Origin of the sequence: Streptomyces sp. NPDC086989 (genome assembly GCF_044745505.1) — a bacterium.
Classification (GTDB): Bacteria; Actinomycetota; Actinomycetes; order Streptomycetales; family Streptomycetaceae; genus Streptomyces.
The window spans coordinates 17839-33938 of sequence record NZ_JBIVAL010000032.1; the positions used below are offsets into that span (position 1 = coordinate 17839).

General features: G+C 69.5%; 17 protein-coding genes and 2 pseudogenes. 5 read left to right on the forward strand and 14 right to left on the reverse strand.

Features of this window, described 5'->3' with window-relative positions; all coding sequences use genetic code 11:
* The 6 genes from ACIPK4_RS38435 to ACIPK4_RS38460 form a co-directional block, all read right to left on the reverse strand.
* Positions 1–1197, reverse strand: coding sequence for a PQQ-binding-like beta-propeller repeat protein (locus ACIPK4_RS38435; RefSeq protein WP_402322178.1), 1197 nt, complete (start codon positions 1195–1197; stop codon positions 1–3).
* A gap of 13 nt (positions 1198–1210) precedes the next feature.
* On the reverse strand, positions 1211–2575 hold the full coding sequence (locus ACIPK4_RS38440; protein WP_402322181.1) for an MATE family efflux transporter: 1365 nt from the start codon (positions 2573–2575) through the stop codon (positions 1211–1213).
* A gap of 5 nt (positions 2576–2580) precedes the next feature.
* Positions 2581–3864 (reverse strand): hypothetical protein, encoded by a 1284-nt coding sequence (locus ACIPK4_RS38445; RefSeq protein WP_402322184.1) that lies wholly within the window; start codon positions 3862–3864, stop codon positions 2581–2583.
* A 5-nt stretch (positions 3865–3869) separates the two neighbouring features.
* On the reverse strand, positions 3870–4841 hold the full coding sequence (locus ACIPK4_RS38450; protein ID WP_402322187.1) for an arginase family protein: 972 nt from the start codon (positions 4839–4841) through the stop codon (positions 3870–3872).
* A gap of 81 nt (positions 4842–4922) precedes the next feature.
* Positions 4923–5084, reverse strand: coding sequence for a hypothetical protein (locus tag ACIPK4_RS38455; protein WP_402322190.1), 162 nt, complete (start codon positions 5082–5084; stop codon positions 4923–4925).
* A gap of 527 nt (positions 5085–5611) precedes the next feature.
* Positions 5612–6025, reverse strand: coding sequence for a hypothetical protein (locus ACIPK4_RS38460; protein ID WP_402322192.1), 414 nt, complete (start codon positions 6023–6025; stop codon positions 5612–5614).
* A gap of 859 nt (positions 6026–6884) precedes the next feature.
* Between ACIPK4_RS38460 and ACIPK4_RS38465 the strand changes: the two genes are divergently transcribed.
* Positions 6885–7310 carry a hypothetical protein gene (locus ACIPK4_RS38465; RefSeq protein WP_402322195.1) on the forward strand — a complete coding sequence of 142 codons (426 nt, stop codon included), beginning with the start codon at positions 6885–6887 and terminating at the stop codon, positions 7308–7310.
* A gap of 4 nt (positions 7311–7314) precedes the next feature.
* Here the strand turns inward: ACIPK4_RS38465 and ACIPK4_RS38470 are convergent, their stop codons facing one another.
* From ACIPK4_RS38470 to ACIPK4_RS38485, 4 genes are all read right to left on the reverse strand, one after another.
* The gene (locus ACIPK4_RS38470; protein WP_402322198.1) at positions 7315–7467 is read right to left on the reverse strand and encodes a hypothetical protein; all 153 of its coding nucleotides are present in this window, start codon (positions 7465–7467) and stop codon (positions 7315–7317) included.
* A 375-nt stretch (positions 7468–7842) separates the two neighbouring features.
* Complete coding sequence (locus tag ACIPK4_RS38475) at positions 7843–9699, reverse strand: hypothetical protein (RefSeq protein WP_402322201.1); 1857 nt, start codon at positions 9697–9699, stop codon at positions 7843–7845.
* Between the two features lie 261 nt (positions 9700–9960).
* The gene (locus ACIPK4_RS38480) at positions 9961–10107 is read right to left on the reverse strand and encodes a hypothetical protein (protein ID WP_402322203.1); all 147 of its coding nucleotides are present in this window, start codon (positions 10105–10107) and stop codon (positions 9961–9963) included.
* Between the two features lie 457 nt (positions 10108–10564).
* Entirely contained in the window at positions 10565–10858 is a 294-nt protein-coding gene (locus ACIPK4_RS38485) for a DUF559 domain-containing protein (protein WP_402322206.1), read from the reverse strand.
* An 11-nt stretch (positions 10859–10869) separates the two neighbouring features.
* Between ACIPK4_RS38485 and ACIPK4_RS38490 the strand changes: the two are divergent.
* Positions 10870–11627, forward strand: a pseudogene (locus tag ACIPK4_RS38490) (IS5 family transposase).
* A gap of 23 nt (positions 11628–11650) precedes the next feature.
* Here ACIPK4_RS38490 and ACIPK4_RS38495 read toward each other — a convergent pair.
* The 3 genes from ACIPK4_RS38495 to ACIPK4_RS38505 all read right to left on the reverse strand — a co-directional run bounded on the left by ACIPK4_RS38495 (position 11651) and on the right by ACIPK4_RS38505 (position 13378).
* Positions 11651–11917: a hypothetical protein gene (locus ACIPK4_RS38495; protein ID WP_402322208.1), complete on the reverse strand. Its 267-nt coding sequence runs from the start codon at positions 11915–11917 to the stop codon at positions 11651–11653.
* A gap of 212 nt (positions 11918–12129) precedes the next feature.
* Positions 12130–12705 carry a polymorphic toxin-type HINT domain-containing protein gene (locus tag ACIPK4_RS38500; RefSeq protein ID WP_402322210.1) on the reverse strand — a complete coding sequence of 192 codons (576 nt, stop codon included), beginning with the start codon at positions 12703–12705 and terminating at the stop codon, positions 12130–12132.
* The gene (locus tag ACIPK4_RS38505; RefSeq protein ID WP_402322222.1) at positions 12593–13378 is read right to left on the reverse strand and encodes an RHS repeat-associated core domain-containing protein; all 786 of its coding nucleotides are present in this window, start codon (positions 13376–13378) and stop codon (positions 12593–12595) included. The genes ACIPK4_RS38500 and ACIPK4_RS38505 overlap by 113 nt, the downstream gene beginning before the upstream one ends.
* Positions 13379–13446: 68 nt before the next feature.
* Between ACIPK4_RS38505 and ACIPK4_RS38510 the strand changes: the two are divergent.
* The 3 genes and pseudogenes from ACIPK4_RS38510 to ACIPK4_RS38520 all read left to right on the forward strand — a co-directional run.
* Positions 13447–14670, forward strand: a pseudogene (locus ACIPK4_RS38510) (tetratricopeptide repeat protein); the annotation flags it as partial.
* A 295-nt stretch (positions 14671–14965) separates the two neighbouring features.
* Entirely contained in the window at positions 14966–15589 is a 624-nt protein-coding gene (locus tag ACIPK4_RS38515) for a tetratricopeptide repeat protein (protein WP_402322213.1), read from the forward strand.
* Positions 15586–15960, forward strand: a complete 375-nt coding sequence (locus ACIPK4_RS38520; protein ID WP_402322216.1) for a glycosyltransferase family 2 protein — start codon at positions 15586–15588, stop codon at positions 15958–15960. The genes ACIPK4_RS38515 and ACIPK4_RS38520 overlap by 4 nt, the downstream gene beginning before the upstream one ends.
* On the opposite strand, the gene ACIPK4_RS38525 is transcribed toward ACIPK4_RS38520, so the two are convergent.
* Positions 15879–16100, reverse strand: a 222-nt coding sequence (locus ACIPK4_RS38525) for a transposase (protein ID WP_402322219.1), incomplete at its 5' end; no start/stop codon positions are given. The two genes, ACIPK4_RS38520 and ACIPK4_RS38525, sit on opposite strands and share 82 nt — an antisense overlap.

Here is a 16100-nt window from a genome sequence, read left to right on the forward strand (position 1 = left end):
TCACTCCTCGTCGCACGGCTGGAACAGGAACTGGTAGAGGTCGCCCCCGTACGACGCGGCGTACATGCTGCCCGAGGCCGCCGCGACCGGGGTGATGTCCAGGGCCGGTTCGTGGTCGGGCAGACCGAGCACCTGGCTGCTCTCCCACAGGAACCGGCCGTCCTCGCGCCCGAGGCACACGATGTTGCCGCGTTCGGCCGTGGCCACGAAGTTCCCGTCGGGCAGCACCGTGAACGAGGTGTACGAGCGGGGTGCGCCCTGCGGTGAAGTCCACCGCGTCTCGCCCGTGGAGGTAAGGCCGGTGACCGTGCCGAGCTGCGTGCCGACGGCCAGGACGTCCCCGGAGACCGCCGGACTGCCGGTGACCTTGGCCCCGAGGCGGACCTCTGCCTCCAGGCGGCCGGTCTTGGCGTCGAGGAGGACGCAGCGCCCGTCGACCGGGCACACGGCCAGCCGGTCGGTGTCGGGCAGCAGCGCGGGCGACGCCTTGACGGGGTGGCCGATCTCCTGCCGCCACACCTCGGTGCCGTCCGCGGCGAGGGCGACGACGTGTTCGCCGCAGCACAGCACGGCGGTGTCGTCCGCCGCGGGGACCGGGCTGGCGTAGGGGTCACGGTAGGCGGCGACACCGCCCTGGGCCGCCGACCAGGGGCGGGGCAACGGGCAGTCGTACACCAGCTCGCCGGTGCCGAGCGCCAGGCCCAGGCAGCGGCTGTGGAAGGCCGCCACCACGAGCAGGTCGGCGCCCGGCAGCACCGTGGGCGTGGCGAAGACGGGGAACTCGGCCTTGCGCGACCACACCAGGGTGCCACGCAGGTCGAAGCAGGCGATCAGCCCGCTTGTCGTCGCGACGATGACATGCCGGCGCGCCTGGTCGACGACGAGGGAGGCGTACACCGAGCGGTCCAGGCGGCGTTCCCAGTAGACCTTGCCGAGGCCGGGGTCGAAGAACCGCAGCCGCCCGTCGTCACTGGCGACCACGACACCGACGTCGGCGACGACGGCGGGGGTGGAGCTGACCGGGACAGGGACGGTCTGCCCGAGGTGGGCGCTTTCGTGGGTGAGCCGCCGGTATCCGCAGACGGCGGGCTCGCGGTCCCAGTGGAAGGCGCCGTCGGCGCGGCCGGGCAGCACCGACTTCACCGGGTCGTGGCGGAAGGCGGGCAGGCCGGGCGAGTCGGTCCTGAGGCCGGGCAAATCGGCCGGGAGGCTACTGGGCAAGGCTCATCTCGCTTTCGGCTCGCTCCGCACCGGGCCGGCCGGTGCGGCGCAGCGCGCGCCAGAACACGAACGCGAGGACCGCGGTGGGAATGCCCTTGCAGGCGACGGCGAGGAAGGTGGAGTTTAGGGTGAAGACCGCGTACCAGGCGAGGGGGATGGTCAGCAGGTACGTCACCGCGGTCGAGGAGACAAACAGCAGTCCGCCACGCTGGTGGACCGTGAGCATCTCGCCGGAGATCTGCTCGAAGAAGTAGGCGGGGACGTACAGGAGATAGGCGAGCAGCAGGTTGCGCGCGAGGTCCCGGTCGAGGCCGGGACTGGCGAAGGCGTCGACCAGCCAGGGCGCGGCCAGCGCGGTGACGGCGGTCGCCGCCGCGGTGGGTACGGCGGCGTACAGGCGCATCTTGCGCGCCGTGCGGGTGAGGTCGTCCGGACCCCGGCCCAGGGCGTAGCCGTAGAAGACGAAGGACCCGGCGAAGCAGGCCTGCGGAACCCGGCAGAACAGGGTGTAGATCTTGGTGGCCACGGTGGCGGCGGCGAGCTGGACCACGCCGAGCGTACCGATGAACAGCAGCGGGATGGTCGTACCCATGTAGTCGTTGAAGTGGCGCAGTCCGATGCCAGGTGCGGTGCGGGCCATCGAGCGGAACTCGGTGAGGACCTCGTGGCGTTCGGGGCGTACGAAGCGGTCCGGGCGGGTGCGCAGCCGGCGGACCAGGACAATGCCGCCGGTGGTGGCCATGACCGCCTGGGCGACCAGCGTCGACGCGGCGACGGCCTGGGCCGGGGAGGCGAACAGGTCGGCCGCGCCGGTATCCAGGAAGACCCAGTTGAACAGGGCGTTCACCGCGAGGCCGAAGACCAGGTTGACGGCCGACAGGTTCTTCAGGCCGCAGATCTTGAGCGACTCGCTGATGACGATGTAGCCGAGGACCAGGGCGATGCCGTAGGTGCGGACCTGGACGTAGTCGCCGACCAGCGGGACCAGTTCGGCCTTCTGCCCGGTGGCCCGCAGCAGCGGCTCGATGCCCAGGCCGAGGGCCATACCTAGGAGCTGGCAGGGGATCAGCAACAGCAGCAGGGCGGTGCCGAGCACCGGCAGGCGGTGGCTGGTCCGCTGCTCGCCCTCGGCCATGGCGAGCCGGCTGCTGAAGACGTCGACGACGCCGATGAAGACGGCGTAGATGGCCGAGATGAGCACATCGGCCTGACCGACGGCCGCCGCCTGGTCCAGGCCCTTCGGCGCGACCATGATGAGGTCGAGGGCGCCGAACCCCACCGAGACCACGCCCAGGCCAAAGACCACCGCGGTGTAGCCGGTGTAGTTCCGCACGGTGAACCGGGTGTGCTCCATGGCGGCTACCGGTCCCCCGCCCGTGGGCCGGCGCCGCGGGTGCTGTCGTGGCCGAGCCGTTCCAGCGCGGCCTGGAACCGGTACCGGGAGGTGTCGTCGCGCAGGCCGTCGGCCAGGTCGAGGCCGGCGCGCAGCACCTGCTCGTCGTCGGGGGCGAGGCGGGCCAGGTCCCGGTGGAGGGCGAGGGCACGGTCGGTGGCGCCGGCCTTCTGGTGGCAGCGCGCCGCGCGCAGCATGTGGTAGCCGACGTACGGCGGACCGGCCGCGACCGCCTGCTCGTACAGGTCGGCGGCCTGCTCGGGCCGGCCGAAAGCGGCGTAGGCCTCGGCGAGTTCGCCGTAACTGGGGGCCCAGGCCGGGTCGAGGGCGATCAGGGCCCGCCCCGATTCCTCGGCCCGGTCGAGGTCGCGCGTGAGGTACATGTGCTCCTTGAGCGAGGACTCGTGGTAGGTCTTCAGGAAGTGCGTCTCGTAGGCGCGGGGGCGGCGCGCCATGGTGTCCTCGGCGGCTTCGCGCGCGTACTCCATGTAGCGGCGGGTGGTCTCTGCCTCGCCGGCGGCGGCCGGGACCATGGCGAGGGCGCGGTACCAGGAGGAGATCGCGCCGGGGTCGAGCCGGTCGCGTGTCTCGGCCAGCCGGGCGCCGGTCGCGCGGAACCAGTCGTACTCCGCCTCCGGCAGTTCCTTGCGCTTGAGGTACCAGACGACCGCTTGGGAGCAGGCGTCCAGAACGCGGTCCTCGGGCACATCCCCGGTCTCGGCGGCCTCACGCATGCGGTCGAACTGGCGGGGCGAGTCGGCACCGTCGTCGCGCCGGTTGGTGACGACGAAGGCGAGCATGGCGGCCTCGAACCGCTCGCGGGGAGTGGCGGCCCTTGTGTAGGCATCGGCGAGCAGGCGTTCGGCGGGGTCGAAGCGGGAGACGCTGATCAGCGCGGCCGCCGTGTTGACCAGGGCGGTCACCGGGAGGTCGGCCGCGTCGCGAACGAGTGCGGCCAGCCGTTCGACCGGTTCCGTCGGCCGGTGGCTCAGGTCGGCGAGGGAGTCGTAGGACAGCCCGGCGAGGAGGGCGGCCTCGTGCAGGACGTTGGGTTCGAAGACCTGGGCGAGCAGATAGCCGAAGCGGTCGAGCCGCAGGTCCGCGTACTGCTCCACGCAGGCCCGGGAGAACAGGTCCGCCGGCCGGCCGGGGCCGGTGGTGTACTCCAGCCCGAGCAGGGTCTCCTGGAAGGTATTCGCCTGGATCTCGCCCGTCTCGAATGCGATCGGGTCCGGGGTTGCTCCGCTCATCGTCGTCACGCCCTTTCTGCCGCCTGGCGGCACGCCCAGTTGAGAAGATGCAGGAACACCAGTACGGCGCGGCTGGCGTCCGAGAGCGTGGTGGCGTCGCGGGCGTCGGCGGGGGCGGCGAACTCCACCAGGTCAAAGCCGACGAGCCGGTTGTCCCGGAGCACCCAGTCGATGAGGCGCAGCAGGTCCCGGGTGCCCAGGCCGGCCTCCGCCGGATAGCCGGTGGAGGACATCACCGAACGGTCCAGGACGTCGATGTCCACCGTGAGGTAGACGTCGGTGCCGGTGCCGAGGGCGGCGCGGAAGCCTTCGGGGTCGTCGAGTTCCGGGGCCAGCAAAGGCAGTTGCCGACCGACGCCGTGCAGGTAGCCGTCCAGGCCGTCGGCGCTGTCGGCCTCCACCGTGGCGTACGGGGCCACCCCGATCTGCAGGAGTCGCTCGTGTCCGACCAGGTCGGACACGTGGGACATCACGTTGGTGTTGAAGATCGGTTCTCGGGGCACGTCCCAGGTCGGTGCGCCGTCCCAGATCTGCACGTCCAGGTGGTGGTCGAACTGGACGACCGTGAAGGGGCGCCGGCGCCTTTTCCACAGCGCCTCGACCACCGGCAGGGTGACCGTGTGGTCGCCGCCGATCACCGCGGGGACGGTACCGGCGGGCAGCGCGGCGATCACCTGGGCCAGTGCCTCTTGGGCGTCGCCGAGCGCCATGCCGTCGAAGAGCACATCGCCGATGTCGACCGCGTGTTCCAGGGGGACGCGCCCGTTGCGCAGTTGGACGATGCCGGGCCGTTCCGCACCCCAGGTATGCGCTCTGGAAAGCGTTCGGAGAAAGAAGGGGCCGTTTTCCGCCCCTTCGTGGGCGCTGCCGAGGGAATAACCGGAACCGACGACCGCGGCGGCGGCGTCCGGCGGCACTGCGTCGGGCGCGACCGTCCTCAGCCCGGCGAACCCGGTTTTCGTCCGCAGTTTTGGCACGTCAGCACATTTCCTTCAGGAATTCGAAACGGTTCGCGGACGGAGGGAGCGACCGCAGCCGCTCCCTCCTGGGTGCCTTGGTCAGCGCTCGCCGAGGATCGTGTCAAGCTCGGCGTCGACCTCCAGCTCCGCACCGAGGCTGCTGACCACGGCCTCGGTCTCCATGGCCTCCGCCTCGAAGAAGACCTCCGCGTTGGCGGCGCGGAAGAAGGCGGGCTTCTTTTCCAGGGTGTACTTCGACATTGCTGCACTCCCTACTGTCGGTCAAACAGTGGAAAAGGCCTTGCCGATCGGCGATCGGCGGCCCGAGGTGTTACACGTGCCTGCCGCGGATGCGACGAAGGAAGCCTTGGCAATCAGCCGGGCGGCTGTCAAGAAGCACAGATCGGCCATGCTGTTTGCCGCCACTTCAAGCGTCTATTTTCCGTCTTGCTGAAAGGGTGCAATTTATCCGAAATCGAAGACCCTCACCTCGGCGCGGCCCCTTGCGACTCACGCAGCGACGATCGGCGGCCCCGGCACAAGTGACCCGATCCGTTCGCCCGTCAGGGAGCGGCGGAACCCCTTTCCCTCGCCTCGGCCTTCCGCCGCCTGCGGCCGGACGAGGGGCCGAGCCCGCCGCGGTGGCCTCGCGCAGTTCGATGCGGCGGATCTGGAGGCCGCTGGTGATGACCAGCGACACGCTCGCCTCCGCCTACGCGCTCGAACGCCCCCCTACCTCGCCCGCGACCTGATCGAGTTCTCCTACCGGCTGCCCGCCGAGCACAAGATCAACGACCCGGCCAGGGCAAACGGATCATGCGGGACGCCGCCAAGGCCCTCGGGGCCGGCCACCGCGCGGCGAGGGCCCTGGCGCCGCGGGCTCGCGTGGCGGCGCGGCGCTGCAGCGCCTCGAACGAGAGCCGTCCCTCTTCGGTGTCCCAGACGACGAGCTCGCCGTCGAGGACCAGGCCGTGTGGCAGCTGCTCGGCGGCGGCCACCAGGTCCGGCCACCGGTCCTGGACCAGCGCCCCGCGACGGGTCTGCACCAGCACCGCGCCGCCCGCGCCGGCCGGGGTGAACAGCAGTGTCCGGTGACCGTCCAGCTTCTGCTCGTACGCCACCCCCGCACGCAGCGCGGCAGGGCCCGGGACCGACTCCGCGGCCTGCGCCAGCATCGGCTCAACCGGCGGTCTGAGCACCATCCCGGGGGCCTCCCTCGCGGTTGCCCCTCTTCCAGGGTCGGCCGTTCCGGCCGGATGCGGCCCGGCGGGGCGGCCGTCTCGTCATCCGTCCAGGGGCGTGGTGGGGCCGTCAAGCGCGCATTGGGGGTCGGCTGCGGCACGGTGACGGGATGCGCCGCTGCTCCCTGCCTCTGCTCCTCGCCTCGATCCTCGCGGCCTCCGGATGCGTCACCGTCCACCCCGCCCCTGCCCGACCGTCGAGGCCTCCCCCGCCGCGGTGCCGGCTGACCACAAGCCCCCCGCTCCCCTCCCCGTTCAGCCCGGCACCGGGCCGGCCCTGCCTCTCTCCCGCCTGCCCGAGCCCACGTCCGCACCCCCGGCCGGGGCCGCCACGGCGGCTGGCCGCGCAGCCGACCCCGACCGCCCCGCACCCGGCATCCGTGATGCATCCGGCGAGGGCCACCAGGCCCGGCCGACGCCCCGCAGGACGGCCGCTCTGGTACCGGCTCGGCCGCGCAGGGCAAAACCGCGGCCGGCTGCCAAGCCCAAGCCGAAAGGCATGGCGAAGGCACGCCCCAACAGCCGCACGCCCGCACCGCACCGCCCCGTACGACCGACCAGGACGGCCACGGCGAAAAGCAGGACGTGATCGGAGGCGGAGCCCTCGTGGACGCTCCTCCCGCCTTCGAGGAGGCCGGCACCCCCGCATAGCCCAACCTCGCGGCGCAGCGGGTGCCGACGGGCTTGGGCTGGAGCGGCCAGGCCACGGTCCGCCGGAGTCCTCGGCTTCGGCGAGGACCCCGGTAAAGCGAAGCGCCCAACGGTTGTTTCAGCCACCGGGATCTCCCTGTGCTCGATGACACCGAAGCACGGTGGAGGGATGAGCCCTGACCTGCGCGTCATCGTCTACCCGCCGGACGCCGAGGGCGGGCGCCGCGTCCGCGTAGACGAAAAGATCCTCGGCCGCGTCTTCGGCCCTGGCGATCTTCTGGAGTTCCTGCGGCGGGCCGGCCGTGTGGAGTCCGGGAACCGACGGAGCCTGAGCGCGGCAGTGCGGGCCGTCACCCGGCGAGGGGGGCGGCCCGCACTGCTGCGCCGGTCAGCGGCTGGGACCGGTTACCGGTGGATCACCGCGCACGACTCCCCCTGCGCCACGTTGAACTCGACGCACAGCTTCGTGCCGTGGGCGAACTTCTTCCCGCCCTTCCACTTCCAACTGACGATGGAGGCCTTCGTCATGGCGGCCGTATCGGGCGCGGCGTCCTTCCACCCAGTCAGCTCGGACCGGTATCCCTTCGGCGTGTAGGTGATCAAGCGCGCCCGCACGCCCGTCCCGTGCCCTTCCAGTCCAGATCGTCGGACTCGGCGAGATGGTCATCGGCGGCCTGCTTGACCATCTCGAAGGTCAGCGGGCCGGGCTGGGCACCCAGGTGCTCGTGCAGTCGCGTCCATGAACGGGCCATGCCCGCACACTACGGCGCACCGCTGACACAGCGGACGGCCCTGCTGCCACCGTCCCAGCGCGCTCGGCCTGAGGGTAGGCCGTCCGGGCTGATTGCCCTGTAATCACCCTTCGCCGTCCGTCGGCAGTCGCGCCGTGCTGGGACGCTGGAGGTCCCAGAGGAGGTTCCCGGCGCCCGCGTTCGGCTTGCCTGCCCCCTCGCCCTGGCCCGCGCGGTCGATGTCGTGCCCGAGGGGCCGACCTGGATGCTGGAGCCCAAGTGGGACGGTTCTCCAGACAGTCACAGGTGTCTTATCTGGGGTGGCTCTCTGGCTTCACATCGATTGCCGGTTTGGCAGGTCCCCCGTGTGCCGGGGCCCTGCCAAACCGGGGAGGGTTACAGAATGCCGCCGCCACGGTGCACGACGTGGAGCTTGTTGCGGTAGGCGGCCACGGCGGGGGCCTGGACGGTGGTGCCGGCAGGAGTGTTGAAAGCGGTGTCGGTGGTCCAGCTGGTGCCGTTGCACTGGGTCACGTACAGCTTGGGGTTGGCGTTGCTGGTCGAGCCGCGATGGACGCAGTGCAGCTTGTTGTCGAAGACCGTCAGAGAGGGGGCGACGGCGCTGCGGTGGGTGCCGAGCTTGGCGCCCGCGCTCACGTTAGTGCCGTCGAAGGTGCACCACCACAGTTCCTCAGCGGTCAGCCCGCGGTAGACCACGTGGATCTTGCCGTTGAACAGGGCCGCTGCGGGGCCATCGGCGCTTTGGTGGCTGCCGAGCCGGGTGTGTCCGCTCCAACTGCTGCCGTTGTAGCGGGTCCACCACAGGGAGGAATCGTCCGCGCCGCGGTAGAAGCAGTAAAGGTACTGGCCCAGGACAGCCAGCGCAGGCTGGAAGGGGGTACGGAGATTGCCGATCGTCTGGTCGGTATTCCAGGCCGTGCCGTTGAAGCGGGTCCACCACAGTGCGGAACTGTTGCTGCTGCCCCGGTGCACGCAGTACAGGTGGTCGCCGTACGTGGCCAGAGCTGGGGCCGGGGACGTCATGTGAGCGCCGAACTTGGTGTCGGTGTTCCAGCTGGTGCCGTTGAAGCGGGTCCAGTACAGGTTTTCGTTGTTCGCGCTGCCGCGGTGCGCGCAGTACAGGTTGTCCTTGTAGACGGCCAGAGCGGCGCCGGTCGTGGCATTGGCTGTGGGCAGCAGGACGCTGGCGCTCCAGGTGCTGCCGTCGGAGGAGGTGGTGTGGCGCAGCCGGGTGCCGTCGGGGACGGACGCCTTGATGTACAGGTCGAAGTGGCCTTCGCTGCTGGCGAAGGTCCAGCGGTCGGTTTCGTCGGGCCGGGCGGCAAGTTTCTTCAGGGCTGGCTGGTCGAAGCCGAGGGTGCGTTCTTGGACCAGGTCGTCGTCGTTGCGGATCCATTCGATGAACGCGTGGAAGAGCAGGGTGATCCAGGTGGCGTAGACGATGAAGTCGCCGACGGCGGGGTCGTTGGCCCACATGTAGGGCATGTTCCCTGCGTGCGCGGCGAATTCCTCAAGTTTTGCCACGATTTCGTAGAGTTTGGCGCTGAGGGCGTTGTACCAGGAGCTGGGGCTGTCATCGGCTTCCCAACAAGAGATGAACAGCGGCAGGCCGTTCCCGGCCAGACCGTCGAAGAGCGTGGTGTTCGAGTCGAACTCCCGCACCGATCCCTTGTTGACCGATCCGTATTCGCGGGTGACTGCCCTGTGCCTGGTCCCTGTGTCGTTGGCCGAGGCGTAGGCCCAGTAGATCTCGTCCCGGGTGCTCTCAGGGGTGTCGCGGACACAGATGAACTTGTGCATGTCCAGCCGCACCCGGATCGGAGCCGGTGCGGCCGCGATGTCGGGGGCCGGCTGTGATGAGGTCACCAGGGTGACTCCGTAGCCGTAGTCGGCCATGCCCGCAATGAACTCCGGGGAGTCCGGGCAGGCGCCCTCCTCCAGCCCGGCGACATCGACCAGGCTCACGTTGGGCTGGGCCAACACCTCATCGCGTACCTGCGGCAGGTCCTTGAACAGGTCCGCCTCGGTGTAGCCCTCGGCGATCCCCCGCTGGAGCAGGCTGTCCGGGAAAAGCTGCGGCGCGCCCTTCACCGAGGTCTCCTCGGTGAACACCCGGCCCATCTCGCGGATCTCGTCCTCCGCCATACCCAGCCGCAGCCCGTCGATCAGGCTCCGTTCGAGATCGGAGAGTTCCATGCCCGCCTCCAGCCGGGCGGCACCACGCAGCATCACCCCCAGGAGCAGATGTGCCCCGCGGCTGGAACGGGTTCGGCTCGCGTGCCGGGCGCTGGCCGGGCGGCCCTGTAGCTGCGCCCGCAGGCGCTTCAGACGCTCATCGCGCGAGACAAGAGATTTACCGGACGACGACATGCTGCTCCCAAGGATTCACACCACCTGCGATCGCGATCACGACGCAGGACGCGGTGATCGCAATTTTCGACGGCCATTACACGATGCGTCAGTCTGTTTACGGTCAGTGTTCAATGCGCCGTATCAGCGGCGCAGGGCGGCGCTGGAGGCCGTGTTCGCCGGGCGGCGGCTGTCCACGCCGTGGGTGCTGTGCCCGTCGACCACCAAGGCGGAGCCGGTGCGCGAGTGGCTGACGTGAGCGTCGGCCGGGAGGGAGGGCGTCGTCTTCAAGCGGCTGAGCGAGCCCTACCGCCCTTCGGGTGCGGGGCTGGCAGAGGTACAAGACGGAGGCGGCCGTCGGCGCATTCAGCGGCCCTGCGGCCGATCCTCGGTCGCTGCTGCTGGGCAGGTACGACGACAAGGGGCGCTTTCAGTACATCGGCCGCACCACCACCCTCGCCGGGGCAACGGGTACGGCTCTCGCGGGGAATTTGCACCGGTCCCGGCGCGGCCACCCATGGCGGGGTGGTCCTTCTGCGCCGGGTGGGGAAGCAGCGAGAAGCTGTCCGTCACGCTGGTGGAGCCCGAGCTGGTGGTGGAGGTCGGGGTCGACGTCGCCCGCGATGCCTCCGGTCGCTGGCACCACGCTGCGCGCTGGCACCAGGCGCGCCCCGACCTCTCCCCCGCCGACGCCCCCACTGGTGAGATGACGAGGAACGCTGCGATGACGGTGCACGATGCCGCGCTGTCAGCCTTGGGCTGACAGCGTCACTTGGGGCGGACCGGCGGGTGAGCGGTCGAGGAGCGTGGCGAAGAAGTCGGTGAGCAGGGGCTGGGCGCGGTCGCGGTCGCGGTCGCGGAGTTCGTCGTGGCCGAACCGGAAGACCTCGTAGCCCCGGAACTTCAGGGCGCGGTCGCCGGCCATGGTCGCGGCGTACTTTGTGCTGTCGGGTTCGGTCCCTTCGTTGCGGGTGAAGTGCTGGCTGCCGTCGACCTCCAGGACCACGCGCCGGTTTCCGGGGAGCAGCATGAGGAAGTCCATGCGCAGGTTCAATCGAGCCTCTGCTGCCGCCCTGGCCGACGAGGTCGCCAGGGCCGCGGCCGGTGGCGAACCGGTTGTGTCTGCAGGGCATCCTGTACGTCCTCTGCAACGACATCGCCTGGCAACTCCTACCGCCTGAGCTTGGGTTCGGCTCGGGACAGACCTGCTGGCGGCGCCTGGAGCGGTGGCAGCAGGCCGGAGTCTTCGACCAACTGCACCGGATCCTGCTCGCCGAGCTGAACGCGGCCGGCCGGCTCGACTGGTCGAGGGCGTGCGTGGACGGCTCTCACATCCGCGCGAAAAAGGGGGCCCCGACACCGGTCCGTCGCCGGTCGACCGGCGGAAGACGGGCAGCAAACACCACTTGATCTGTGACGGACGCGGCACCCCGCTGAAAGTCATCACGACCGCGGCGAACGTCAACGACGTCACCCAGACCCTCGCCGTCATTCGACGGCATCCCGCCAGTGGCGGGCCGCCCCGGCCGTCCCCGCCGACGCCCGGACGCCCTGCTCGGCGACAAGGGCTACGACTCCAACCCCAACCGAGAAGAGCTGCGCAAACGCCGGATCCTGCCGGTCATCTCCCGCAAAGGAGCCCCGCATCAAGGGCATGGGCAAGCTCCGCTACGTCGTCGAGCAGACCTTCGCCCGGCTCCACCAGTTCAAACGCCTCGCCGTCCGTAGGCCGCACCGAACTCCACGACGCGTTCGTCTCCCTGCCCTGTGGCCTCATCTGCTGGAGACGCCTCAGCAAGCCCGATTCATGATCGTGTTACGAGCTCTTAGGCAATCAATCGAGTCCACGGGATTCATCCACCAATTCTTCGAGATCCTTGTGCAAATGTTCGCTTCGAATCCTGGTGGACGACCAAGCCTGGCTGAAATGGACCAGCGTTTTGGCTTCCGACCGGCTGCTCAAGCCGAGGTCGACGACAGCACGAATGCACTCGACTTGCGACAGGCCCGCGGCCTTCAGCTTCATGAGGGCAGCTTCGGGATCGGCGCCATCCTCCAGGTCGCCGCGCACGGCGTCCAGCGCAGTCAAATATCTTGTCATGCGGCAACCCTGCCCATCCTTCGGTCAGTTCTCACTTGCAGGTCGTCTTGGCCAGATTGATGGTCCATTCACCCGAGTGGCCGTTCTCCGGGCCCGAGCTCGTGCGAATCCAGTTGATCTTAAGCGTCTCGAATCCTTGATCGGCAGCCGCAGAGGCAACCTGGCGCCTCAGAGCCAGGAAGTCACCTGCACCGACGGAACCCCGGGCAAGATCACCGTCCGCTCCCATAAATGGACACGTTGTCTAGCGTGAGCATATTTCCTTCGATTTCAACAAATGCTCCGATATCCACACTACCCTGAGCCGTCGGCATCGGGTAATGGAAGTAGTATCCGCCCCTGAAGTCCTCGATGGAGGCATTACCGTCACTGTTGTGCACGAGTACGGGTGTGCTGCCGGCCAGGACATAATACGTGTGCAGGCCGTCAACGGTGAGGTTGTACATGTCCGCCTCGCCCGGCACCACGGATACGCCGCGGACGTGGGCTTGTGCGCCGGACGGAGTTATGAGGGCATCGCCTTCACGAAGCTTCCCCGCGGATATCCACGTCTTCTTCGTGTCAACCCAGAAAGGGTGCTTGGACGTGGTGTGGAGGACTCCGGACCGACCTTCCGGCGTGGTGATCACGAGGTCGACCAGGTCGTCATCGTGGTTCACGAGGAGGGCTGTGACCTCACGGCCGCCATCCGCCCCTGGTTCCCTTGGGCCCGCCCCCCGGATCCGCCGGGCTTGGATTCTGCCCGTATCCGTCGCACATGTCCTTGGGGCACATACCCGACGGGTCACTGAGGTTGACGGGGTTGTTGTTGCTGTAGGCGTAGCCGTTCCACTGCTGCGGGCTGGCTCCGTCGAGAAGCGGGTCCGGGCTGAGGAAGCGGCCGGTGAGCGGCTGATACTCGCGAGCGCCGAGGTTGGTAAGGCCGGTGGCGTCGTCCGTGGTACCGCCGACGAAGCCGTGGTCACCGGACCAGCCCGTGGGCTGGGCGCCGCGCGGGGCCCCGAACGGGTCCGTGTAGCGGCGGCTCTCGACGAGCGTGGTGGCGTCGAGGGCGAGGGTGGCCGTGCCGTGGTGGTCGGTGATCTGGTAGGTGGACTTGCCGCCCTGGCGGACCAGGACGGTGCCGCCGGGGATCGTGTAGTAGCCGACGCCCGTGAGGGTCTTTGCAACGGTGTCGTAGACGAGCTCGTCACCACCGAGGGTGACGGTAGTCCTGCCGGGGTCGCGGCGGACGAGCTGGCTGCCGTCCGCGGCGTAGACGTACGTGGTGGTGGTGTTGGGGATGACCCACTTCTGGCCGGCGGGGACGGTTGCGCCGCAGTCGGCCAGGAGGACGTCGGTGCCGTTGGTGGTGCCGTCCCCGGGGACGGCGAGGCAGCGGTTGGCGGCGGCGTTGAGCCGGGTGCCGTCGGCGCGGGCGCTCCAGGTCTGAGCCGGGTCGGGGGTGGTGGCGCAGGTCAGGAAATGGACAGGTTCTCACCGCCCACGAACGCCTCCACGGGGAGCACCACCCCGGCACCCTTCGCGCCCGCGCCAACCTCGCCAGCACCTACCGCCACCTCGGCCACCACCACGAAGCACTCGCCCTCCAGGAACAGGTCCTCGCCGATCGCGAGCGCCTCCTCGGCCCCCACCATCCCGACACGCTCCACGCCCGGCAGGGCAGCCAGGGCGGTCCAGGTGCGCAGGGCAGCCAAGGTGACGCAGGGAAGCCAGGGCAGCCAGGGCGGTCCAGGACCCCAGGGCAGCCAGGGCACCGAAGGCGGCACCGGCAGTCAGGGCAGTCAGAGCAGTCAGGGCAGTCAGGGCAGTCAGGGCAGTCAGAGCAGTCTCGGGACGCAGGGGAGCCAGGGCGAGACCGGTACGCAGGGCAGCCAGGGCAGTCAGGGTGGCACCGGAGCTCAGGGAAGTCAGGGTGGCACCGGAGCTCAGGGAAGTCAGGGTGGTTCCGGCAGTCAGGGCAGTCAGGGGACGCAGGGCGACATGGGCACGCCAGGATCCCAGGGCGTCCCTGGCACCCAGGGTGGTCCCGGTGTCCAGGGCGGCGCCGGTGTGCAGGGTGCCCAGGGTGGTATCGGTCCGCAGGGTTTCCAGGGTGCGCAGGGCAGTCCGGGTGGTTCGGGAGCCGGCCCGCAGGGCAGTCAGGGCAGCCCCGGCACCCAGGGGTTCCAGGGCAGCCAAGGCAGTCAGGGCGAAACTGGTGTCCAGGGGTTCCAGGGCAGTCAGGGGTTCCAGGGCAGCCAGGGGTTCCAGGGCGGAGCCGGCGTCCAGGGCAGCCAGGGGGAAGTCGGCAGCCAGGGCAGCCAGGGCGATATCGGCCCGCAGGGCAACCAGGGCAGCCAGGGCGACGCCGGAGTCCAAGGCAGTCAAGGGTTCCAGGGCGACACCGGCACACAAGGCACACAAGGCAGCCAGGGTTTCCAGGGCGACACCGGCACACAGGGGAGCCAGGGTCTCCAGGGTTTCCAGGGCGGTACTGGTGCACAGGGCGGCCAAGGGGCTGCGGGCGCGCAAGGCAGCCAAGGCGGCGTCGGTCCGCAGGGCGCGCAGGGGTTCCAGGGCGGTGCCGGTGCCCAGGGAAGTCAGGGCGGCCCCGGTGCGCAGGGCACTCAGGGATTCCAAGGCAACCAGGGTTTCCAAGGGGTCCAGGCACGAGTTCCGGGGCACAGAGCACGGTCGTCTCCAACAGCGGCACAGGCCAATCCACGGTCTTTTGCCCCGCTGGTACATTCGCCGTCGGCGGCGGCTACTAGAGCACGTCGGTCGTCGGCCTCCAGATGCTCAGCAGCCGTCCTGTCGGGGGTTCCCCAGCTACTGGCTGGCAGGCCACCTCCAACGGCGTGGGCACAGTCACCGTCTACGCGGTATGCGCGCCGTGAACCCCCGCACCGTGAACTCTCCTGACCAGCCGGGCGGCGCACACGGCCGCACTGGTCAACGACGTCCGCGAGCATCGTCCGTGCAGCCGACGGTGCTTGCCCCTGCCGCCCGGCTCAGTCGCGTCACCGGATCGGCGAGGTAGACCCCCGTGAAAACGCGGATCGCACTGTGGACCGGACTCACCGCGGCAGTCGTGGTCGCCAATGTGGCCAAGGTTGGGTCCACCTGCTCACAGGGGACCCCAAGATCACGTCTTCGACTGCGTCCGGGCCCGAGTCACCTGCGGCCAAGCGTGCCGCGCGGGCGCAGGCACTGCTCCAAGCGGGCATCGAACAGGGCGAGGCCAAGGACTTCCCCGGGGCGACGCATAGCTTCCGACAGGTCCTGGACCTGAACGTGAACCCCGCCGACAAACTCGCCTGGTACAACCTCGGCGTCATCGCCCAACACGACAACAGGACAGCCGACGCACGCGCGGCTTACGACCACGCCCTCAAGATCGACCCGTATTTCGAATCGGCCCTCTACAACAAGGCGCTTCTGGTCGAGTCGAACCACCCCGACCAGGCCATCGCGATCCTGCGGCACATCGTGGGGGCCGAACCGAAGGCCGCCACGGCCCATCTGCACCTTGGGCGGGCCCTGGCGAGGAAGGGCCGGGACAAAGAGGCCAGGGAAGCCTTCGGCCTCGCCGTCCGCACCGACCCGTCGCTTCTACAGTTCGTCCCGGAGGAGTTCCGGGATGCCGCGAGCGCAGCACTGACAGCCACTCAGGTAGGTACCACGGAATGACTTCTTCCCCGACCCCGAGGTTCTCCGTCTTCACCCCCAGCCACCGACCGCGTTTCCTGGACGAATGCCTCGCGACCCTGCAAGCGCAGACCTGCTCCGACTGGGAGTGGATCGTCCTCCTCAACAACGGCGCGCGATGGCGGCCGGAACGCCCCGACGACCGTGTCCGGCTGGAGGTCGCGGACGACATCCGGGGCGTTGGAGCCGCCAAACGCCGTGCCTGCGAAGTGGCACGCGGCGAGATCCTCGTCGAGCTCGACCACGACGACCTGCTGGCTAAGACGTCGTTTCATTTGGTGAGGCGGCGGTGGCAGATGAGGGCCGCGGCTATGCCGACGAAGGCGAGGAAGTGTTCAGCCTTGCGTTCGTAGCGGCGGTGGAGCCGACGGCAGCCGACGAGCCAGGACACGGTCCGTTCGACGACCCATCGGTGGCGGCCGAGCCGCTGCGAGGACTCGATGCCCTTGCGTGCAATGCGGTGGCGGATCCCGCGCTTGCGCAGCCATCGGCG

Bases quoted from the DNA above. Each gene is read 5' to 3' on its own strand.
- ACIPK4_RS38440 (WP_402322181.1), bottom strand. From the start codon at position 2,575: ATGGAGCACACCCGGTTCACCGTGCGGAACTACACCGGCTACACCGCG.
- ACIPK4_RS38445 (WP_402322184.1), bottom strand. From the start codon at position 3,864: ATGAGCGGAGCAACCCCGGACCCGATCGCATTCGAGACGGGCGAGATC.
- ACIPK4_RS38455 (WP_402322190.1), bottom strand. From the start codon at position 5,084: ATGTCGAAGTACACCCTGGAAAAGAAGCCCGCCTTCTTCCGCGCCGCC.
- ACIPK4_RS38460 (WP_402322192.1), bottom strand. From the start codon at position 6,025: ATGGTGCTCAGACCGCCGGTTGAGCCGATGCTGGCGCAGGCCGCGGAG.
- ACIPK4_RS38465 (WP_402322195.1), top strand. From the start codon at position 6,885: ATGAGCCCTGACCTGCGCGTCATCGTCTACCCGCCGGACGCCGAGGGC.
- ACIPK4_RS38470 (WP_402322198.1), bottom strand. From the start codon at position 7,467: ATGGCCCGTTCATGGACGCGACTGCACGAGCACCTGGGTGCCCAGCCC.
- ACIPK4_RS38485 (WP_402322206.1), bottom strand. From the start codon at position 10,858: ATGGACTTCCTCATGCTGCTCCCCGGAAACCGGCGCGTGGTCCTGGAG.
- ACIPK4_RS38495 (WP_402322208.1), bottom strand. From the start codon at position 11,917: ATGACAAGATATTTGACTGCGCTGGACGCCGTGCGCGGCGACCTGGAG.
- ACIPK4_RS38520 (WP_402322216.1), top strand. From the start codon at position 15,586: ATGACTTCTTCCCCGACCCCGAGGTTCTCCGTCTTCACCCCCAGCCAC.